The organism is Streptomyces sp. NPDC093261 (assembly GCF_044753645.1).
Taxonomy (GTDB): domain Bacteria; phylum Actinomycetota; class Actinomycetes; order Streptomycetales; family Streptomycetaceae; genus Streptomyces.
In genome coordinates this window covers 34,440-53,952 of the sequence record NZ_JBIVNO010000019.1, presented here as the reverse complement: position 1 = coordinate 53,952, position 19,513 = coordinate 34,440, and the positions used below count along the sequence as shown (strand labels likewise).

The 19,513-nt window shown below is 67.3% G+C and carries 18 protein-coding genes and 2 pseudogenes; 7 read left to right on the top strand and 13 right to left on the bottom strand.

Annotated features, from left to right (window positions below; genetic code table 11):
• The first annotated feature begins 59 nt into the window (after nt 1-59).
• Together ACIP94_RS30635 and ACIP94_RS30630 are read left to right on the top strand one after the other, a co-directional pair.
• Nucleotides 60-941 (top strand): sensor histidine kinase, encoded by an 882-nt coding sequence (locus ACIP94_RS30635; RefSeq protein WP_402432789.1) that lies wholly within the window; start codon nt 60-62, stop codon nt 939-941.
• Between the two features lie 41 nt (nt 942-982).
• Entirely contained in the window at nt 983-1,741 is a 759-nt protein-coding gene (locus ACIP94_RS30630) for a response regulator (RefSeq protein WP_402432902.1), read from the top strand.
• A gap of 170 nt (nt 1,742-1,911) precedes the next feature.
• Here ACIP94_RS30630 and ACIP94_RS30625 read toward each other — a convergent pair whose 3' ends face one another.
• The 4 genes from ACIP94_RS30625 to ACIP94_RS30610 form a co-directional block, all read right to left on the bottom strand.
• Entirely contained in the window at nt 1,912-2,151 is a 240-nt protein-coding gene (locus ACIP94_RS30625; protein WP_402432787.1) for a hypothetical protein, read from the bottom strand.
• Nucleotides 2,152-2,189: 38 nt separating this feature from the next.
• Nucleotides 2,190-2,837 carry a hypothetical protein gene (locus tag ACIP94_RS30620; RefSeq protein ID WP_402432784.1) on the bottom strand — a complete coding sequence of 216 codons (648 nt, stop codon included), beginning with the start codon at nt 2,835-2,837 and terminating at the stop codon, nt 2,190-2,192.
• 26 nt (nt 2,838-2,863) lie between these two features.
• Nucleotides 2,864-3,346: a hypothetical protein gene (locus ACIP94_RS30615; protein ID WP_402432781.1), complete on the bottom strand. Its 483-nt coding sequence runs from the start codon at nt 3,344-3,346 to the stop codon at nt 2,864-2,866.
• 318 nt (nt 3,347-3,664) lie between these two features.
• Nucleotides 3,665-4,204, bottom strand: coding sequence for a hypothetical protein (locus ACIP94_RS30610; RefSeq protein ID WP_402432778.1), 540 nt, complete (start codon nt 4,202-4,204; stop codon nt 3,665-3,667).
• 1,381 nt (nt 4,205-5,585) lie between these two features.
• On the opposite strand from ACIP94_RS30610, the gene ACIP94_RS30605 reads away from it, so the two are divergent.
• Nucleotides 5,586-6,407: a hypothetical protein gene (locus ACIP94_RS30605; RefSeq protein ID WP_402432775.1), complete on the top strand. Its 822-nt coding sequence runs from the start codon at nt 5,586-5,588 to the stop codon at nt 6,405-6,407.
• A gap of 69 nt (nt 6,408-6,476) precedes the next feature.
• Here ACIP94_RS30605 and ACIP94_RS30600 read toward each other — a convergent pair.
• The 6 genes and pseudogenes from ACIP94_RS30600 to ACIP94_RS30575 form a co-directional block, all read right to left on the bottom strand.
• Nucleotides 6,477-6,848, bottom strand: a pseudogene (locus tag ACIP94_RS30600) (pyridine nucleotide-disulfide oxidoreductase); the annotation flags it as partial.
• A 261-nt stretch (nt 6,849-7,109) separates the two neighbouring features.
• The gene (locus ACIP94_RS30595) at nt 7,110-7,310 is read right to left on the bottom strand and encodes a hypothetical protein (RefSeq protein WP_402432773.1); all 201 of its coding nucleotides are present in this window, start codon (nt 7,308-7,310) and stop codon (nt 7,110-7,112) included.
• Nucleotides 7,310-7,480, bottom strand: coding sequence for a hypothetical protein (locus tag ACIP94_RS30590; protein ID WP_402432770.1), 171 nt, complete (start codon nt 7,478-7,480; stop codon nt 7,310-7,312). The genes ACIP94_RS30595 and ACIP94_RS30590 overlap by 1 nt, the downstream gene beginning before the upstream one ends.
• Before the next feature lie 251 nt (nt 7,481-7,731).
• Nucleotides 7,732-8,175: a pyridoxamine 5'-phosphate oxidase family protein gene (locus ACIP94_RS30585; protein ID WP_402432767.1), complete on the bottom strand. Its 444-nt coding sequence runs from the start codon at nt 8,173-8,175 to the stop codon at nt 7,732-7,734.
• 413 nt (nt 8,176-8,588) lie between these two features.
• Entirely contained in the window at nt 8,589-9,548 is a 960-nt protein-coding gene (locus ACIP94_RS30580) for an NADP-dependent oxidoreductase (protein WP_402432764.1), read from the bottom strand.
• A gap of 24 nt (nt 9,549-9,572) precedes the next feature.
• Nucleotides 9,573-10,121: a carboxymuconolactone decarboxylase family protein gene (locus ACIP94_RS30575; RefSeq protein ID WP_402432761.1), complete on the bottom strand. Its 549-nt coding sequence runs from the start codon at nt 10,119-10,121 to the stop codon at nt 9,573-9,575.
• Nucleotides 10,122-10,264: 143 nt separating this feature from the next.
• On the opposite strand from ACIP94_RS30575, the gene ACIP94_RS30570 reads away from it, so the two are divergent.
• The 3 genes from ACIP94_RS30570 to ACIP94_RS30560 all read left to right on the top strand — a co-directional run bounded on the left by ACIP94_RS30570 (nt 10,265) and on the right by ACIP94_RS30560 (nt 13,992).
• Nucleotides 10,265-10,918 (top strand): TetR/AcrR family transcriptional regulator, encoded by a 654-nt coding sequence (locus ACIP94_RS30570; RefSeq protein WP_402432758.1) that lies wholly within the window; start codon nt 10,265-10,267, stop codon nt 10,916-10,918.
• 83 nt (nt 10,919-11,001) lie between these two features.
• Nucleotides 11,002-11,205 carry a hypothetical protein gene (locus ACIP94_RS30565; RefSeq protein WP_402432755.1) on the top strand — a complete coding sequence of 68 codons (204 nt, stop codon included), beginning with the start codon at nt 11,002-11,004 and terminating at the stop codon, nt 11,203-11,205.
• A 321-nt stretch (nt 11,206-11,526) separates the two neighbouring features.
• Nucleotides 11,527-13,992 (top strand): SpoIIE family protein phosphatase, encoded by a 2,466-nt coding sequence (locus tag ACIP94_RS30560; protein WP_402432752.1) that lies wholly within the window; start codon nt 11,527-11,529, stop codon nt 13,990-13,992.
• 24 nt (nt 13,993-14,016) lie between these two features.
• Here ACIP94_RS30560 and ACIP94_RS30555 read toward each other — a convergent pair.
• The 3 genes and pseudogenes from ACIP94_RS30555 to ACIP94_RS30545 all read right to left on the bottom strand — a co-directional run bounded on the left by ACIP94_RS30555 (nt 14,017) and on the right by ACIP94_RS30545 (nt 17,161).
• Nucleotides 14,017-14,854 (bottom strand): annotated as a pseudogene (locus tag ACIP94_RS30555) (IS5 family transposase).
• 647 nt (nt 14,855-15,501) lie between these two features.
• Complete coding sequence (locus tag ACIP94_RS30550; protein WP_402432749.1) at nt 15,502-16,446, bottom strand: NADP-dependent oxidoreductase; 945 nt, start codon at nt 16,444-16,446, stop codon at nt 15,502-15,504.
• Nucleotides 16,447-16,684: 238 nt separating this feature from the next.
• Entirely contained in the window at nt 16,685-17,161 is a 477-nt protein-coding gene (locus ACIP94_RS30545) for a GNAT family N-acetyltransferase (protein ID WP_402432746.1), read from the bottom strand.
• A 1,067-nt stretch (nt 17,162-18,228) separates the two neighbouring features.
• On the opposite strand from ACIP94_RS30545, the gene ACIP94_RS30540 reads away from it, so the two are divergent.
• Nucleotides 18,229-19,503 (top strand): MFS transporter, encoded by a 1,275-nt coding sequence (locus ACIP94_RS30540; protein ID WP_402432744.1) that lies wholly within the window; start codon nt 18,229-18,231, stop codon nt 19,501-19,503.
• Nucleotides 19,504-19,513: the final 10 nt, after the last annotated feature.

The following is a 19,513-nucleotide window of genomic DNA, read 5'->3' as shown; positions in this document are numbered from 1 at the left end:
CCCGGCGATGTACGGGGTGGACCCGGAGAGGGACGCCCGCTCGTCGGCCAGCTGGCACGATGGGCGATGTGTGGAGATCGGAGACGGGCTGGCTGCTCATCGCTCTCACGACCGTGAGCCTGGCGGTGACCGGGGGCACCGCCCTGCTGCTGGCGCGCGCCCGCCGCCGCTACCGCAAGATCCTGGAGGACCGCCGCTGGCTGCTGGAGCGCGAGCGGGAGGCTGCCGCCCGCACGGCGGTGGCAGCCGAACGTGCCCGCATCGCACGGGAGTTGCACGACATCGTCAGCCACAAGGTCAGCCTGATGGTCGTACAGGCGACCGCAGCCCGCGAGGTGCTCACCGCCCTGCCGGACGCGGCGGAGAGCGCGCTGCAGGCCGTGGAGGGTGCCGGACGCGACGCGATGACCGAACTGCGCCACCTGCTGGGCCTGCTGGCGCCGTCCCCGGACGGCGAGGACGACCGGACCGAGCGCGAGGGCGAAGGAGACCTCTCCGGACTCGCACCCCAGCCGAGCCTGAGTCAACTGGGCACCCTGGTCGACCGGATCGCCTTCGCCGGCCTCCCGGTCGAGGTGCGCATCTCCGGGGAACCGCGCCCCTTGCCGCCCGGCATCGACGTCACCGCCTACCGGATCGTGCAGGAGGCGCTGACCAACGCGCTCAAGTACGGCGACGGCGCCACCGCGACCGTGACGGTGCGCTATGCGGACCACGGTCTGCGGGTCGAGGTGCTCAACAGCGGGCCGAGCGTGCTGTCCGCCGACTGCGCGAGCACGGGAGCCCGATCCGGTGGCCACCAGCGCCGGAACGACGGAGCGGGACACGGCCTGATCGGTCTGCGCGAGCGCGTCGCCCTCTACGGAGGCCACTTCGACGCCCGACGCCGCGTCGGTGGCGGGTACCGTGTCCGCGCCCGCATCCCCCTGGAGCGCCCGTGACCCAGCCCCCCGCCGACCGCATCCACCAGGCCCCGAACCGTATCCCCAACGCCCAGGAGCCGAGCCCGAGCAGGGAAACCCTCGCCCCGCGCGTCCTCATCGCCGACGACGAGGAACTCATCCGAACCGGCTTCCGCCTCATCCTCACCTCGCGCGGCATCAAGGTCATTGGCGAGGCCGCAGATGGCGTCGAAGCCATCGCAGAGGCCGAACGGCTACGCCCGGACGTCCTCCTGATGGACATCCGCATGCCCAAACTGGACGGCCTGGAAGCCGCCAAGCGCGTCCTGCGGCTACTCCCGCGCTGCCGGGTCCTCATGCTCACCACGTTCGACCTCGACCGCTACGTCTACGCGGCGCTCGCCGCCGGGGCGAGCGGCTTCCTACTCAAGGACGTCACCGCCGCCCATCTCGCCGCGGCGGTGCGGCTGGTGAACACGGGCGACGCGCTGCTCGCCCCCTCCATCACCCGCCGTCTGGTCGAACGCTACGCGACCACACACGAGGCCGGCCGAGCCGAGGCGGCCCACCGCCCCGCCACCGCGGCGACCGCGGACCGCACATCCCCGCTGCACCGCGACCTCGCTCCGCTCACACCCCGCGAACGCCAGGTACTGGCCCTCATGGGCCGGGGCCTGTCGAACGCCGAACTCGCCGACACCCTCACCCTCAGCGAGGCCACCGTGAAGACCCACGTCGCCCGGATCTTCGCCAAGCTCGCCCTCCGCGACCGCGCCCAAGCCGTCATCCTCGCCTACGAGACGGGCCTGGTCACCCCCGGCAGCTCCACCGCCGAATGACACCCCTTCCCCGGTACGCAGGCAGCATCGACACCTGCCAATCCTCCGGATCCGCCCGCAGGTAGTGGGCGAAGGAGGTCTGCGCCGTGTTGGTCAGCCGTGCGGAAGGCAGGTGCCCGCCGACCTGCTGGCCGTACGGGCTTCGACCGTCCTCTTCATCCGGGTCAGCATCATCTGCAGCGGCGCCCCGTCGTCGCCGACAGGCCGTGGCCCTTGGCCCACTCGCCGAGCTTCAGCTTGCGGGCCGGCTCGGCGTCGAACGGGCCCGTGTGCCCGCCGGTGGCGGCATGCCGGGCACCGCCGCGGCCGCTGCCTGCCCAGATCGACCACACCGAGGAGGTCCCGGAGAACGCCCGGCTGCAAGCCGTCAACCGGTGCACCAGCAGCCCGGCCGCCTGCCGCTGCCTCACGGCATGCGGCGCTGTTGCTGTCGGGAGGCGGTGGCGCGTCAGAACGGTGAGTCCACGGTGACGCTCGACACCTCGATCCTCTCCACCTTGTTCGCGGAATCGGTGTCGTCGCTGGCCACCATCTGATCCTTCTGAGAGCGCCCCGGATCGAGCTCAGCCGTTGAGGAGGCACCTTCGTAGACGATCGTGCCGGAGGCGTCGATTCCTTGGTACTCGTAGTAGAAGGTGTGCGACACGCTGTCCATGTTGGTGAACGTGATCGTGGAGGTGCTCATGCAACCCACGATGGAGTCGCACTCGGTTTGGACACGGCCAACCTGGTAGTCGTAGGGCCAGTCGCCCGAAAAGTCCGCGTCGCTCGCCGAAGCTGACGGCGATGGTGACGCCTTGGCAGCCTTGCGGCTCGGCATGGCCTTGCGCGTCGCGGACAAAGTCGTGGAGGCAGACGGACGCAGTGCGGGCGTATCGGCGACGGTCGGTGCTGCGGAGTGGGTGATGTTTTCGGCTTGTGCGGCCGGGTGTGTCTTCGTCGGGCCGCTCTGAGCGAACTGGATCATCAGCACGCTGAGCGCGAGCGTGGCACCGAGCGTCAAAAGGCGCTTTCGTCTGCCGCTGCGGCCGTCCTCCTGCCAGGTCTGCTCGGGTGCGGGGGTGGCGTCGTCTTCATCGGCGGCGTCGGTGTCCATGTCGGGTGGCACTCCATCATGCGACGTCATGAGGTCCCCTCCGTAGACGTGGTGTCGCTTGTGTCAGTCGGCTGGTTTCCGGGAGCGGACACGGGGGGCTTGGGCTGTGTTGCTTCCGCTTCGGCTTGCGGCGGCCACAGCGAGGGCAGACGCAGTCGGCTCGGGGCGAAAGCCAGGGTTGCAGCGCCGGATACGGCCAGCACTATGGCGAACAGCGCGGTGCCCCACCCCCTGAGGAGCACGAGCACGGCCAGCAGGATGACGGCGCTGGTGCATACGGCGGTGAGCCAGATCTCCCGGGACTGCGTGGGAACCAGCGGCTGCGGCTCGCGCCATGCAGCAACCACCAAGTGGCTCAGGATGGGTAGAACAGCAACTGATCCAAGTCCCCACGCCCAGTTCCAGTCGCTGATGACCCATTTGATGGCTTGCCATACGAGCCACAGGACGAAGACCACCAGGCAGACGGCCAGGCAGCCTGCACAGCCCTTGACTTCCTCATCCTTCACGTGTGTCGAACTTTCCGAGTAGGTGTATGTAGGTCGCGGTCCACGCCACCATGTGTCGCCCCGAGTTGCCGCCGCTGTGTCCGCGAGGCGCGGACGCCGTGTTCCTGCCGTCTGAGAGGTGTTGTCGGCGTTCTTGGGCGATCTTCTGGCCTACGCAAGCCCGCGCTGCACGCGCAGGCCGCTGCAGTTGGCTCGCCTCCATCGTGTTGCAAGCAGGTCGGTGATCTGCCCGTCCGACGGCATCCCGGCGGGCGTGAACACCGGTTCGCGGACGGCCGCCGGCCTCGTCTCGCGCCGGCGCGTTGGCGAACCTCTGGTTCAGCCGAGGGGGTCGGCCGCCTTCTTGTACGCCTCGGCCTGGCTGGGAGTCAGAAACCTCGAAATACGTACCCGTACGGTGTCGTGCCGGTAGTCGTACTCGGCGAAGGCCGGCATGCTCTTGGTCACGCTCTGGATATACGTCATCCTGCGGGCCGCGTCGTCGGCGCTGGTGAAGACCTCCACGGCCCCGCCCCGTTCGACATCCCCCTGATCCAATCCTTCGGTGTCGGACGCGGCGATCCGGCTGTCGGAGAAGGTGACCTTCGAGGTGTACTGCCCCGGCCGGCCCAGCAGATGGTTGGGATCATCGGCAGCGGTGACCGTCCCGGTGAGGCGGGCGGTGGGGACACCCTTGCGGAGGGCGTTCAGGGCCTGCCCGGCCGTGATGGCGGCAGGGGCGCTGGTCTGAGCGACGGCGGTCTCACGGGTAGGGGCGCTGGAAGGACCGACGGCGCTGGCGATCTTGGTGCTGCCCGCACAGGCGGTGAGCGAGACCGCGACGGCGAGGGTGAGCGTGGGCAGGGCGAAGCGAGGCATGGAGCAGGGACTCCCGGGTGGTGCTGCAGGTGTGCAGCGGTGATCATTGCAGGCACCACACACTTTGTGCGAGTTGCGTGATGAAAGCGTGATGATTGCTTTTTTTGGCGCCATGGGCGGGAGGCGAACTGATAGCCGCGCGCACGCAACCTTCATCGGGGCGGTAACCCTCGCGCGCCTTCTGCGTGTCTGTAGGATCCGCGCCCGGGTGCCATCGAGTCAGTCTGCTCGCAAAAGGACACTCTTTCGTCCTGCCACAGAGGGCATGGACGACTCGCGCGCGCAGATCGCGGGTGGCGCGGGACTCGAGGTGGCCTCCCGCGCGCGGCTGCCACGCCTGCCGGCGATCGTCGATGCGCTTCACGCGGTGACCGAGCCGGGTGCTCCAGTGGGCGACCACAACGGGTGTCACCGGACAGGCGGCGTTCCAGTGATGCACACCTACGGGCACGAGGGTGTTGGGGTGACCTTGTCGTGGGGGCAGGGCGGCGTCGTTCAGGGGATCTGTCCGGTGCAGCGTGCTCCGCTGCCAGTTCGGTGACCGCGCACGGATCCCGCCGAGCCGGTTCGCGGACAGCCGACCGGCGGTGAAGCAGTGACCCGGACCCCCGACCGCATACGCGCCGGACGCAGGTACTGCCCCGCCTGTGCGGGTTCACACCCGACAGCGCCTCTGCCCTGCTTGGCGTCCCGCTGGCCGCAGTGCAATCCGACGAGCGCCACGCCGTCCACTTCCTCGAGAGCATTCTCTGCCCGCCGCCCGAGACCGAAGGGAACACTGCATGACCCGCATCGAAGAAATCCTCTCCCGAGCCCTGCTGGTCCGCGAACGTACGGTGCCCCGGGACATCGTCCCGCCCTCCGCGCGGACCACCCGCCGTGATGCGGGCCCAGTCAGCATGCCCCCGCCCAAGGACAGCTCGTCCATGGAGGCCGCTGAGACCTGGGGGCACTGTGCGAAACCCTCGTCACCCACACGCCCGCCTCAGCCGTCGCTGAGTTCGTCACCGACCAGGTACCTGAACCCCGCAGCACTCTGGTCCTCGCGTGTGTCCTGCAGCTGACAGACACCGACGACGGACCTCGTTACTGGTGGCAGCACGCCGCCGGCGCTGGACAGCCTGCCGCCGCGTACTGCCTCTGCCTGCATCACCTGGCCCTGGGCGAGAGCAACAAAGCCGAATGGTGGCACCGCCAAACCGACGACGTCCGGCCGCGACCCGAACTCCCCCTCGCTGAACACGAGTCGAGACCACAGTCACCTGACTCCTGGTAGGCGGCAGAGCACCACGTCACCAGCACCACCACTACGATCCTGCGTGTCCTGCGCCACCTCGCGAAGCACACCGCCAGACCTCGTACGGGCGCGGTCACCGAACCCATGGCCTACCTCCCCACAGCAGTCGCCGCTGGCTACCTCCATCAGCCCGACATGGAACTGCCGCTGCCCGGATCCGACTTCGCGCGCAAGGTCCGATTCCTGCTGGCCACAGCCGCCAACAAACCCGACGCCCCGAATACCCTCCCGGCCCGTCCGGACCACCACGAACGCGTAGCGCGCGGAGCCGACCGAACCACCTCCGGGACGGACGTGAACGCTGCCAGGTACCGTTCACCATCCAGTAGTTGGGTGTCGGCCGGAGGCGCTGCACAAGACGTAGCGGAACCCTCCCCGCGGCAAGAGGCGCGAGCTGGTGTCCCCGCCGTCGCGTGGGTTGGCGCGTCGGCCGGCGGCCCAGCGCTGGATGACAGAAGAGACGAGAGGGAGCTCTTGCGCGACCACGAGAACACCGACGCCAGACCAGATCCCAAGGCCCACGAACTGGCCCGGTTCTATCTCGAGACACTCGAAGACCTCATGGAGCCCAAGGAGTACACCGACCTACGCGTCCTTACTTTCACCTTGCTCGCGGCAATGACCGAGCCCATCAGCCCGGACGATCCCCCCTCCAAGCGCCACCTGGACATCAACCTGACTCCGGCCGTCCACGATGAGTGGCTGACCATCATGGGCATCCTCAGCAGCGGCCGCATGGACCAGCAAATAGTCGAGGTCGGCGACGGCTCCCGCACCGTCGTGGACAGCGAGACCGCCGCCGACCCCGAAACGCTGCGCACCTTCTGTGCCCAGGTCCGGGAGCGGAACCGGCTACACCAGGAGGAACGGGACACCCTCAATGGCATAGAGGCCGCCTCCACCTGATGCGCCGGCGCCCAGGCCTCAAGGTTCTGTTTCCTGGATCTCCTGACGGTGCCGGCGACCCCATTACGGGTCTAGGTCGACGACCAGCCTGGCGTGGCCCTGGTAGCCGTCGGTGTAGAGGTTGGCACCCTGGGCGGCATTGAAGTCGAGGTCGTCAGTCTTGATGCGGTACCCGGAGCGCTCCGCCTGCTCGGCACTCAGGCCCACCGCCGCCGCCTCGGGGTCGCTGAGGAAGACCTGGGGTACGGCGTGCTGGTCGGTGGTGGTGGCGTGGTCGCCCCAGGGCGGGTCGTCCAGCGGGCGGCCGGCAGCGCCGGCGCCGATGGCGTCGCCGGCGGTCCGGGCTTGGTATTTGCCCTGGTGGGCGAGCAGAGCTCGGTGGTTGACGTCGCCGAGGGCGTACAGCCAGTCGCCGTCGGCCCCCTGGACGAGGCAGCAGTCACCGCCGACCAGTTCCCGTTCCACGACCGCTACGGAGAGGCCGGCGGCACGGGCGCGGTCGGCGACGTTCGCACCGGCCGGGCCTGCGCCCAGCATGACCACGTCGTAAGGCACTCCCCGTCTGGGTTTCGTGCGATTCGCTTATGTTCTTCCTCGCATTCCTGGGAGTGCCTGACGACGGTCGAGGCGGTGGTGATGCTGCCCTTCGGGCCTGGTTGGTCGGGCCTGGGCGGGGCTCCCGACCAGGCCAGGGCGCGTCGGTCAGGCATGGGTGTGCGGGGTGACGACCGGTCGTTCGGCGTCGGTATCAGCGAGGACGTTGAAGCAGTTCGTGAGGATGTTCAACGCCAGATTGCCCGCGACCTCGGCGATCTCGGTGTCGGTGACGCCCACGGCCCGGGCAGCCTTGAGCTGCGTCTCACCGATGTGGCCGCGGGCAATGGCGTGGGACGGGTCCGGCATTACGGCGGCGTGCGGTCGGCGGACCCCGCGTGGCGGGCACGCTCCAGTCCCCTGGCGCCGACCTTGGCGACGCGCGCCCCTATGTAGGCGTGGGCGGAGAGGCAGTAGGTGCAATTGTCGTACTCCGCGGTGACGATCGCCAGCCGTTCCCCGACAGGGGCCGGGATCATGGTCCCCGGTCCGTCGCGAGGGCAGCATCCTCGCGGCGATCACCCCCGAGCAGCCGGACACCCGCACCCAGACCGGCGGCCGGCCCGTCTGCCCATGGCCGAGCGGGATGTCCGCCTCGGGGAACCACAGGTCACACTGGGCCGGCTGGCCCGGCCGATACGTCGTCCGGGGCACCGGGTCCAGCGGCAAACACGCCTGTCCGCTCGTACTTCGGCGGCCGGCCCTGCGGGACAGGTGGTCCGATGTCGCATCAAAGGTATGTCACACCGTAGTTGGCGGCCCACTCATGCTTCAGGTCATCCTCGTTCGCGTGCCCGAACATGTACGCGGGAGAGTCCACCGGCAACGCCCGGTCCACCCTGATCAGTACGGCCTCGTGGCACGGGTAAACGGGATCGCCGTGGGTGTTCAGCACCCACTGGCGGGACCAGTCGTACACCGGGTCGTCTTTCCCGCGGATCTCGGCTGTTCCCTTGAAGCGGTACCCCCGCCGGAGCAGGAAGTCGATCACGTTGACCTCAACCCGCGGATCGTGCCGGAGGTTCTCCACCGTGTTGGGCGAGGCCATGTTCATGAATACCAGGTGATCGTCGTCGTAGACGCGCACGGACCCCTTCGGGGAGAGGTTCGGAGAGCCGTCCTCGCAGACCGTCGCAACGAACGCCAGCTTGGCGCTGGTGACGATCTGCCGCATGTCCTCAGTGATTATTCCCATCGCTCTTCAACCTTTCCTGCCACGTCTGCGTTCTCCGCCCTGCTGGGCCGTCACGACGCAGCCTTCTTCGAGTACCACAACGGGCCGATGGCCGGGTCCGCCGATGCCCCGGCGCTCGCTCTGGGCTGTTGCGCGGGCTTCCCGATCACGTTGGACACCCCTTGTCCGCCGACACCCCGGTCAGTGATGACATCCGCGCCGACGGCCGTTCCGGCGACCGTGTCCCGGAGCCCGACCGGCGGTCGGTCCCCCACCCACGGTGCCACCGTGAGCCGGCCGACCGCCCGATGTGCGCCACGCCTGGTGGGTACGGCCGCGGACGCTGCCGTACCCTGTCCGGTGGGTGCCATGAGTCGGTGTCAGGACCGGGCGACACCCCGCCGTGGACGTGCTCAGGTCAGCACGAACTTCTTGCCACCGGCCTGCCCAGCGGACACCCGGGCGAAAGCGGCCGGCCCCTCGTTCAGAGGGAGCGCTTCCACGTTCTGCTTCAGCTTTCCCTCCACGACCGCCTCCGCCAGTTGGGCAAGCTGAGCAGCATCAGGCCGGACGTAGAGATCCGTACTAGTGATACCGCGCTCCCCCGTCGGCGCGTCCGAGGTCAACGACACCAGACGCCCGCCGTCCCGTACCAGTGACAGCGCGGCCCGCGCCGTACCACCAGCAGCGATCAGCACACCATCGAACCCACCACGAACCCGACCCGCCCAATCCGAGTCGTGGTAGTCGACGACCGCTGAAGCACCCAGACCACGCAGGCGTTCAGCAGCCGAAGCGGACGCCGTCACCGTTACCTCGATCCCCCGAGCAGCGGCAATCTGCAACGCCAGCACACCGGTCGCCCCACCACCATTGGTGATCAGAAGCCGCTCCCCCCGGCCCAGCCCCAGTGCCTCCAGCGACTGGTACGCCGTCAGCCCGGCAACCGGCAGCGCCCCCGCCTGCACCGGATCCAGCCCCGCCGGGCACATCGCCGCATTCGCCGCAGTGATCAGCACCCGCTCAGCCCAGAAGCCGCTGCCACCAGGCAACGGGGCCTCATGCGCAAGCACCCGGTCACCGACAGCAAAGCCCTCGACATCAGAACCCACAGCCACAACCCGGCCCACGCCCTCCACACCCAGCGCCGCCGGCGGACGCAGCCCCACATCCCAGCCCGCACCGTTGAGCAACCGATCCCATGGACCGACACCGGCCGCCTCCACCTCCAGCAGAAGCTGACCAGCGCCAGGAGCCGGCGGCTCAGGCACCTCCAGGAGGACGACGTCCGCGTCGGGTCCGGACACTCCGCTTGCCTTCATGGTTTTCCCTTCACTCGGTCCGGCCGGCGGTAGGTACAGGTCGGCCGCCATATCTTCAGTCTGGGGTTTCGGCGCTCAACCGGGCGTACCGACCGAGCCAGCGGAGGGGATGTCGATGTCGGTCTGGTTGACGTTGTTGAGAAAATTGGTCAGCAGGGCCTGCACTGCGACCGTGACGATCGCCAAGATCTGCGGGTCGCTGTAACCGGCGCCGCGCACAGCCGCGAGGTCTGCGTCGCTGACTCGCCCGCGGCTCTCGACCACCCGTTGAGCGAAGCGAGCCGCTGCGGCGCGCTTGGGGTCCACCGAGCTCCCGGCGCGAGCCAGGTCGATGTCGTCGCTCGACATTCCGCTGAGTTCGGACGACACGTACGTGTGAATCGCCAGGCAGTAAGCGCAACCGTTGGCCTCCGAGACCGCGAGCGCGATGGTGTGCCGCGTCTTCGCGTCCAGAACGCGACTCATGGTGCTCTGCAGCGTCACGACGGCGTCAAGAACGGTCGGGTTCGACGCGATGGTCTTGAACATGTTCGGGACGAAGCCGAGCTGTGCACCGATGTTGTCGAGGACGCCTTGCGCTCCCGCCGGGACGTCGTCGGAAGACGGAACGTTCAGTCGTGCCATAGCAAATCAACCTCCGTGAGGCGTGCGAGTAGTCGCCGAGCCCAGGTCAGGCCGAGCATTTTTTGGGCTTATCAGCCCACTCCTCAGAGCTAACACTGCCCGAGACTGGGCTGTCAAGCCCACCTTGCGGTATCGTGCTACGCATGGAAGCCATGACGCGAGCTCGGGCGCCTCGCAAGCTCACAGACAAGGGCCAGGCGACGCGCACCCGGATCCTGGAGCACGCCGCGGAACTCATCTACACGAAGGGGGTCCACGCGACGAACAACGAGCAGCTCCGTCACGCAGCCGGCGTCAGCGGGTCACAGCTCAACCACTACTTCCCGACCAAGGAGAGTCTCGTCCTGGCAGTCATCGCCTGGCAGGCCGATCGCGTCCTCGCGTTCCATCGCAGTGATCGATTCGCCTCCTTCGACGACATCGGCGCTTTTCGGGAGTGGGCGGATTTCTACGTCGGCTACGAGCGCGCCTACCAGGAAGGCTGCAGCCTCGGCTCCCTCGCGAGCGAGATCATCAAGACCGACCTCGACGTACACGACGAGCTCGCGAGTGCGTTCGATCAGTGGCGGGACATCTTTCGCGACGGACTCCGGCACATGCAGCAACTCGGCCGCATCAGCACTGACGCGGATCCGACGCAGCTGGCCAATCTGCTTCTCTCCGCATTCCAAGGCGGCAGCCTCCTCGCTCAAGTCGCTCGGGACATCACCCCGCTGAAGGACGCGTTGCAGGCAGCCATCGACTACGTGCAGACCTTCGTGAGGTCTCCCGAAGTCGACGTACTGCAGGTTCCCTAGCTGGCGACCGTAGACGGCCCATCGAACGTGAGAAGGGTCGTATCCGCGAGGGCGGGCCCATGCGGCAGTCGAGCATCCGACTCATGAGGCGGGCGCGCGAGACCGTCGTGGCGCGTGCAGATCTCTCCGGGAACCTCTACCGGATGGTCGCCCGTAAACTGCCCTGCTACGAGACGGCCACACCCGACAAGATCTGGCGACACTTCCTCGACGCCACCGGAACCCAGCACGCCGGCGAGCGCATCGTGACCTGCGCTCTCAACCTGCGCGGCCACCACCCGCTCTGATCGAGCAGGCTTCTCCGACCTGGAGATCCCCGTCCCCTCGCGGAACGACCGAACCCTGTGCTTCCGCTTCCCCACGCTGAACCGGGCAGAGCAGACCTCAATCAAGTCCCGCACCGAGAATCGCGGCTGACCCGCTCCCGAGCGTGGCGTCCCGAACATGCGACGTGGCGCTGCGCGGTGACAACCGGACCGACAGGCGACGCCCAGGGGCCCCGCCTGGCCGTTCGGCGCGAAGTGGTCCGGTCTTTTGCTCAGAGAATGGTCCGCACGTGTGGGCAGACGCGCGCATACGGTCGGGTCGCGACGCATCTGAGGGGAACCATGATGATGAGCACTGACCAGACCGCGCTACTGGAGCCGCTGGGGCTCCGCGAGATATCCGACGCCGCGATAGCAGTGATCGACGAGCAAGGGATGGTGGTCGCGTGGACGCAAGCCGCTCAGCACCTTGTTGGGTACCGCGCTGAGGACGTGGTCGGCCGATCCGCCGCACTCGTGCTGGCGTCATCCGAGGAGGCGCTTGGGGTATCAGCGTTCGCCGAGCAGTGCCGTGCCCAAGGTGGCTGGTCCGGCACCGCGGCGGTCCGCCACCGCGACGGCCGCACGCTTAACCTGAGCGTGCGCCTCTCGCTGCTGTGGGGACAGGGCGCAACCCACCGGTGGCTGGTATCCCTGACCGACATAGGCGCGCCCTCCCCTGGAATGGTGAACGGATCGGTGCGGGAGTCGATGTTGGCCCGCGCGCCGGTCGGCATCGCCATTCGTGACCCGCAGCTGCGCTGTACCTGGATGAACGACACGATGGAGCATGACGGCATTTCCCGTGACCGGAGGTTCGGACGCCGCCTGAAGGATGCACTGCCCGGCTTCGAGGCCGAGGCCCTTGAAGCGGTGATGCGGCAGGTGCTGGCGAGCGGCACTTCCGCGGTCCACGAGTACCGGGCATGGCCGCCGCAAGATCCGCGCCGGGAGCGCGCATTCTCGGCCTCGTTCTTCTGCCTCCAGGACGCGGAGGGCCAAGCACTGGGGGTCTGCTCCTTGACCGTGGATGTCACCAGCAACCAGCGGGTGCGCGAGCGCCTTGCGATCCTCAGCCACGCCGGCACACGCATCGGGAGCAGCCTGGACGTCATGCAGACCGCACAGGAACTGGCCAGCCTCGCCGTGCCCCTGTTGGCCGACTACGTCACCGTCGACCTGGCAGAGTCGGTTCCACTCGGCAAAGAGCCCTCTGCCCGAATCGACACGATGCCCGATCACTCCCGCGTGTTCCGACGCGCCGGTTTGGCCTCGATCCACCCAGGGATCCCAGAGTCGACGTCTGCGCGAGGCGAGACAATTTCCGTCCCCCCAAGCTCGCCACTCGCCAGCGCACTGCGCACGGGAAAATCCCACCTGGAACCGGTACTGGACACCTCCCCTGGGACATGGGTCAACCACGACCCGGCACGGGCGCAAAAGATCCGTGAGAACGGGATTCACTCCCTGATGATCGTGCCCATCCGTGCCCGGCACTCCGTGTTGGGCGTGGCCTTGTTCGCACGCACCGAGGACCCGACGCCATTCCAGCAGGACGACGTGCTCCTGGCTGAGGAACTGGTCACCCGGGCCGCGCTCTCCTTGGACAACGCCCGCCAGTACACTCGCGAACGCAGCACGGCCCTCACCCTCCAGCGCAACCTGCTCCCCCACCGCTTGAGGGGCGGCGTCGCCGTCGAGGCGGCCGGGCGCTACCTGCCGGCCGACACGGACGCCGGTGTCGGAGGCGACTGGTTCGATGTGATCCCGCTGCCTTGTGCCCGGGTGGCCCTCGTCGTCGGTGATGTGGTCGGACACGGCATTAACGCCGCGGTGACCATGGGCAGGCTCCGCACCGCCGTCCGCACGCTCGCGGACCTGGACCTGCCCCCCGACGAGCTGCTGAACCACCTCGATGACAGCGTCCGGCAGCTTACCGGGGAAGAGGACGACGCCCCGGATCAGATCGCCGCGATCATGGGCGCGACCTGTGTGTACGCCATCTACGACCCGGCCACCCGGCAGTGCACGATGGCACGGGCCGGACACCCCCCGCCCGCGATAGTCGACGCACAAGGCCAGGTCACCTTCCCCGACCTGCCCACCGGAGCCCCACTCGGCCTCGGCCTCGGACTCGTCCCCTTCGACGCTGTGGAGGTGGAACTGCCCGAAGGGAGCCTGCTCGCGTTCTACACCGATGGGCTGGTCGAATCCCGTGACGGCGACATCGAGGTCGGCATGCACCGCCTCAGCACCGCCCTGGCACAACCCGAACAGTCCTTGGAGGACTTGTGCTCCTCAGTGATGGAAACCGTGCCCACTCAGGCAGCATCTGACGACGTCGCCTTGCTCCTTGCCCGGATCCAGACACTCAAGCCGGCCCACATAGCCTCCTGGGATCTGCCAACCGAGCCGACCGTAGTCAGCGCCGCCCGGCACCTGGCCGCCCATCAGCTCAGCGAATGGGGACTGGAGCATCTCGTGCCCACCACGGAGCTGATCATCAGCGAACTGGTCACCAACGCCATCCACCACGGCGCCGGCCCGATCCGGCTACGGCTCATCAAGCACCAAGTCCTGACCTGCGAAGTCTTTGACAGCGGAAAGTGTTACCCGCGCCTGCGCCACGCCCGCATCGTCGACGAAAACGGCCGGGGACTGTTCATGATTGCCCAGTTGTCCAGCAGGTGGGGCTTCCGCTCCGCAACGGGCGGCAAGCTCGTCTGGGCCGACCAAGAACTCCCGTCCACGCTGCAAGAGGGCGTTTGAAGTGAGCAGATTGCCGTTTGCGTCCTAGTACGTCCCTCGCCAGGTGGGTGTCGTCTCGTCCGTGATGCGCCTGGCGACGTTGTCGATCGAGGCTATGTGGATCATGGCCTCGGAGCCGGCGGTGAGGGTCTCGTAGTCTCGGGCGAGGCGGCGGTGCATCATGATCCAACCGATACTCCGCTCCACCACCCAGCGTCTTTTCACGACCTGAAAGCCGCGGGTCTCCGGACTCCGGTTGACGACTTCGACGTCGATTCCGAGGGTGGCGCCGTGCTCGACGACGGCATTTTTGAAGCCGGTGTCGACCCAACTCTTGGAGAGGGTCGGGTACGTTCCTTCGCCTGGTCGAGGAGGCAGATTCCCAGGGCGTTCTCCGACAGCCCGGCGGCGGTGACGGTCACGGCGAGGATGAGGCCGATCGTGTCGGTGAGGATGCCGCGCTTCCGGCCGACGATCTTCTTCGCGGCGTCCGTTCCCTGACTGGTCACGGGCACGTTGGTGGAAGTCTTCACCCTCTGGGTGCCGATCACGGATGCGGTCGGCTGGAGCTTGCGCCCCTCCATCACGCGCGCCGGTCCGGTCAGCTGGTAGTTGAGGTGGGCGAAGATTCCCTCGTCGCGCCAGGCGGCGTAGTAGGCGTAGACGGTGCCGTGTTTCGGGAAGTCGTGCGGGAGGTGTTTCCAGGGGATTCCGGTCCGGTTCACGTAGAGAATCGCGTTGAAGACGTCCCGTAATGGACCTTGGCCGGCTGTCCGGTTGGTCTGCGGTCGAGTCGGGCCTTTCTCCAGGCCGTCAACGTCAACTCGATCAGCGCCCATCGGGCGTCGGACAGGTCGCTGGGGTACGGCTTGCGCTCGCTCACGGCGTAGGTGATCACGGGCGAGGCGGAGGGCTCAGTTCCGCCGTTCATGGGGCGATTCCGCAGCAACTTCAAACCAGACGGACTTCCAGATACAGAAGCGAACGAGGCGGATGGCCGAGCCTCCGCCTGGAGAGCGCCATTCACCACCTATGGGATGAAAGCCCTCAAAATACGGCAGGAGTGAGTGCCGTATATAGGGCTTGACCTGCATAAACGCTCTCCAAAGCGGGGACCGATGAGGGCTTCCCTCTCGATCCCCACGCCGACACACCAATGCCGCCGCCGAGATCCCGCCCCTAGGCCGGTGCCGTGAAACTCGTCGAGGGGCACAAGCCTTGGTGCTGCGTACCGAGCACACGAACCGCTCGGCGTGTCGGTTTCTCTTGGAGGACCTCGTCAACGGGCTGGTTCTGCCAGCCAGTCATCATCGGTCACCGCATCGGTGATCTTCGACCCCAGGACCCAAGACAACACCTATCGCCGGCCTCGTAGCCGAGGTGGTCGGCCCTGCGGCGCTGCCGCGCACTCACGTCCTCCGCCACGCCCCGAGGTCAGTGCGTGCGCGATCTCCCCTACGAGCGGGCCCGTCGGGGAGATCGCCGAAGCGGCATGCCTGAGGAAGGACGGTCGCTGCCTCTGGGCCCTCCTTACCGACGAACGCGGATGATCGTCTTCCCATTGATCCGCTCGGTAGGGTTGAAGGCGGCCACAGCATCGTCGAGGGTCGCGACTTGGCCGATGTTCGTCCGTAGCTGTCCGTCCTTCACGCGCCGCGCGATCTCATTCAGTTGCGCGCGATCGGATACGACAACGAAGTCGATCGCCCGACCGTTGGTCGGCCGCGCCTCGGGCGGCCCGGCGACGGTCACCAGCGTTCCCCCGGCTCGAACCAGACCCGCGGACCGCTTCCCGATGGCACCACCGAAGACATCGAATACCAGATCGACGCCGCCGACATCTTCCAGCACGTCGTTCTCAAGGTCGACGAACTCCTGTGCGCCGAAGTCGAGCGCCATCTGACGATGGGCAGCGCGTCCGGTACCGATGACGTAGGCGCCGACCTCACGTGCGAGCTGTGTCGCCATCGAGCCGACCGCGCCGGCCGCACCGTGCACAAGGACACTCTGCCCCACGTCGAGGCGGCCGTGCTCGAACAGCCCCTGCCACGCGGTCAGGCCAGTCATCGCGACGCCTGCCCCTACCGTGAAGTCGACGTCACCAGGCAACGGCGCAAGGTTGCGCGCCTCGACGACGACAAATTCTGCCAGGGTCCCGTCGCGGGTCCAGTCGGTGAGGCCGAAAACCCGCTGTCCGACCGACAGCCCCGCCGTTCCGTAGCTGAGGGCGGTGACTACACCGGCCACCTCGTGGCCCGGGATTGACGGCGTGCGGTCACGGCCGAGGCGATCGATCCAGGTCGAGGGCCACTCCAGCTCATCCCCGGTGAATCCCGACGCATGAACTTCAACGACGACATCGCCGTAGTTCGCCCCATCAAGACTAGCGAGCCCCGCCGTGTCCGGATCGGGTCGCTCCACCAGCTTCATCCCTGCCGTTCCCGCGGCACGGTCGGTCACCACGATCGCTTTCATCTGAATACCTCTCTCCGTAACAGCCCTCGTTCACCTCATGCACGAGATAACGGGGAATCTCTGTTCTCTCCACGTCCAGTGGTGGAAGAACCCCGATGGTTGTCTTTGCCCTTATCCCGTTCAGTCGGGTTGACGGCGCCGACGGCATCGGTGGGGGTCGGGGCGCTGACGATGCTCGTCCGCGTCGGCCATCTCCCGACTCGCCGGACGACTCGAAGCGCGTTTGAAAGACGGACGGCTACATCCAGTCGTGCTCGAGCGCGGCGATCTGCCTCTCGTCGTCCGGCCCGTCTGCGGGTTCGTGCTCTGGGTGGGCGCCGGAGCCCGGATGAGCCTTGTCGATGAGATCGAGGTACTGCGGGTGGCGGGCAATAAACTCGCCCACAACCGGGCAGATGATGGTGATCTTCTTTCCGCTCTCGCGGATCTCGTTCAGCACGAGAGCGATGAGCTCCGCGGCTACCCGCTTGTGGCGGTAGGCGGGGTCGACCCAGGTCGTCAACAGTACGACGCGGCCGCCGACGAACCGATATCGGAGTTCTGCGATCGCTTCGGGACCGAGGGAAGCGGTCCAGCGACCGCGCTCCGCGTCGTTGGCGATATCGAGCTCCCAAGCGGACTCGGCCTCACGGAGACCGGTCTCGTCCAGAGCAGCGATGAGGGCCGCGTTGTTCTGTACACGAAAGGCCGCCTCGGCCTCGATGTTGGTCGTCACTGTCGAACACCTTCTGTCGGCGGAGCCAGCGGGTTGGTTCAGGACTGGTGCGACCCTGTGGTCGCCCCCGGGCGCTGAAGGTCGATGAGGTCCGCATACTTTGCCTGCGCGGCTTGCACGGCCTCGATCGTAACTGGACTTTCAAGTCCATTTTAGTACGGAGCTATGTCGCCTTGCAGATCAGGCCGACAGGCTTGATCGTCGTTAGAGACTTGCCCGGCCACAGCCCGATGCATCTCCGCGCGACGCCGACCGCACCCCGCTCACGACGGGAAGGGCCTGCGCACGCTTGGGTTTCTCGATTGCCACTCTCGTCCTGCGAACCGCCGCCCGCTGCCGCGCGCTCCACCCTGGGGCCCGATGGGTGCGCCACTGCTTGGAGCCGACTGGACTGGACGATCGGGTCCACATTAGGACGGCGGAGCACCGTTCGACAAACACCAGCGGATGGTCCCGTGTTGCGGCGCTGGTCGGCAGGGTTCGACAGCGCGAGCAGCGCGAAGCCCGCCTGGGCCTGACGTCGTCGACGTTGCACCTGTCCGCGCAGTCGGACCTCGTCAGGCCTTGGGTCCACGTCGCGCCCCGTGGGAGACGGCCCGAACTGTGTGCCCGACATGCGCCCACTGGTGGACACCCGCCCGAGCCCGGTACGGGAGCCCTGCTACCGACAGGTACGTGGTAGGGCGGGCCGACCGCAGGAGAGTCAGGGCCACCAGCACCGGTGCGCGCACCCGACCGGCGAGGCAGAGCGGCCCTCTCGCCCGTGGGAGCCTCCAGGCGCGCCGGGAGGAGTTGGGTGGTGCTCGACCAACCGACGCCACGGCGTCTGCATCGGACATAGACCCCCTGTAGATCGAGCGTTGGTCGACTGGAAACAGACCTGCACCAGAAGCCGGTGGCGGTCTGTTTCTTCTCGTCGGTGTGGATTTCTCTGCAGGCCAGGCGGGAGTGGCCTCGGGCAGCAGCGGCTCACGCAGGCGCAGCCGACTGCGCCTGCAGGCAGTTGAGGAGCGGGCGAGATCGCAACATTGGCCGGTAAGACGGCGCCGTGGATCGACGTAAACGAGATGGACGATGACGCAACGATGGAAAGGCACGGCTCGATGCAAGACGTGGCACCAGTGATCAACCTGGCTCGCGGGGGCAGAACGCTCCGGCTGGCATTCTCATCTGCGGTGGTCTCCCTGGTGGCCTCCTTCGCCGCGCTGGTCACGCCGATTCCCTTGTTCAACACCTATCGGGCTGAGGATGGGTTCACCAACGCCGATATCGCGCTGGCCGTCGTCGCCAACTCCGTGGGCACTATCGCTGCACTGTTGGTGCTGGGACGCCTGTCCAATCATCTGGGCCGGCGGCTCACCGCGATCGCCAGCCTCGGCCTGCTCATGCTGGGCTGTCTGCTGCTGCTGAACGTGCACGACATCGGCATTCTGCTGGCCGCTCGGCTACTGATGGGCGTCGGTACGGGGTTGGCCAGCAGCAGCCTTACCTCCTACATCGTCGACGCCGCACCTAGCAGGCCGACCTGGTTGGCCTCTGTCGCGTCCAGCCAAGGACCAATGCTCGGCCTCTCCCTCGGCGCGATCGCTTCTGGCGCCCTGGTCCAGTTCGGCCCTTGGCCACGCCACCTCATCTACCTGGTTTCCGCCGGTCTCCTCGTCCTGTCTGCCGTACTCATCCTCATCAGCCCGGAGACCGCAGAGCCGACGCCCGGCACTTGGCGATCACTGGTACCCCGCGTCCGGGTACCGGCTCGGGTCAGTCATCTGCTTCCCGTCGCGGCCGCGGTGTTCGTGGCCACCTGGACGACCGGGGCTTTCTACCAGGCCTTCATGCCTGCGCTCGTCGAAGATCAACTCCATACGCGCAGCTCGCTCGTGCTCGGACTGGTGTTCGCCGCTTATATGGCCCCCAGCGTTCTCGGCGCTCCCCTCGGCGGCCGGTTCACATCGGCGGCGGCCCAACGCGTGGGCATGATCATCTTCCTCGCCGGATGGATCGGCATCATCACAGCGATCGACGCAGGCACGCTGGCGTTGTTCATCGCCGCAACCATCGTGGCAGGCGCCGGTCAGGGCATCGCCATCAGTGCCGCCACCCGCGGCCTGCTGTACGGCAGCACCCTCGCCGACCGGGCACCCATCTTCAGCGCAATCTACCTCCTCTGCTACGTTGGCGCCGCCCTCCTCAGCTTCATCTCCGGGCAACTCTCGAACACCTTCTCGCTACCGCAGATCGCCCTCGGGTACGGGTCACTCGCCTTCGTTGCCACCGTGATCACTGTCCTCGCTGCACGCAACCCGCATACAGACCCGACCGGGACCAGCCAGCATGATGAGTAATCATGACGAG

Excerpts from the sequence above, each read along its gene's own strand:
- ACIP94_RS30595 (WP_402432773.1), bottom strand. The coding sequence starts at position 7,310 with ATGCCGGACCCGTCCCACGCCATTGCCCGCGGCCACATCGGTGAGACG.
- ACIP94_RS30575 (WP_402432761.1), bottom strand. The coding sequence starts at position 10,121 with ATGGCACGACTGAACGTTCCGTCTTCCGACGACGTCCCGGCGGGAGCG.
- ACIP94_RS30570 (WP_402432758.1), top strand. The coding sequence starts at position 10,265 with ATGGAAGCCATGACGCGAGCTCGGGCGCCTCGCAAGCTCACAGACAAG.
- ACIP94_RS30540 (WP_402432744.1), top strand. The coding sequence starts at position 18,229 with ATGGACGATGACGCAACGATGGAAAGGCACGGCTCGATGCAAGACGTG.
- ACIP94_RS30605 (WP_402432775.1), top strand. The coding sequence starts at position 5,586 with ATGGCCTACCTCCCCACAGCAGTCGCCGCTGGCTACCTCCATCAGCCC.
- ACIP94_RS30635 (WP_402432789.1), top strand. The coding sequence starts at position 60 with ATGGGCGATGTGTGGAGATCGGAGACGGGCTGGCTGCTCATCGCTCTC.
- ACIP94_RS30620 (WP_402432784.1), bottom strand. The coding sequence starts at position 2,837 with ATGGACACCGACGCCGCCGATGAAGACGACGCCACCCCCGCACCCGAG.
- ACIP94_RS30565 (WP_402432755.1), top strand. The coding sequence starts at position 11,002 with ATGAGGCGGGCGCGCGAGACCGTCGTGGCGCGTGCAGATCTCTCCGGG.
- ACIP94_RS30590 (WP_402432770.1), bottom strand. The coding sequence starts at position 7,480 with ATGATCCCGGCCCCTGTCGGGGAACGGCTGGCGATCGTCACCGCGGAG.
- ACIP94_RS30610 (WP_402432778.1), bottom strand. The coding sequence starts at position 4,204 with ATGCCTCGCTTCGCCCTGCCCACGCTCACCCTCGCCGTCGCGGTCTCG.
- ACIP94_RS30585 (WP_402432767.1), bottom strand. The coding sequence starts at position 8,175 with ATGCGGCAGATCGTCACCAGCGCCAAGCTGGCGTTCGTTGCGACGGTC.
- ACIP94_RS30560 (WP_402432752.1), top strand. The coding sequence starts at position 11,527 with ATGATGATGAGCACTGACCAGACCGCGCTACTGGAGCCGCTGGGGCTC.
- ACIP94_RS30580 (WP_402432764.1), bottom strand. The coding sequence starts at position 9,548 with ATGGCGGCCGACCTGTACCTACCGCCGGCCGGACCGAGTGAAGGGAAA.
- ACIP94_RS30550 (WP_402432749.1), bottom strand. The coding sequence starts at position 16,446 with ATGAAAGCGATCGTGGTGACCGACCGTGCCGCGGGAACGGCAGGGATG.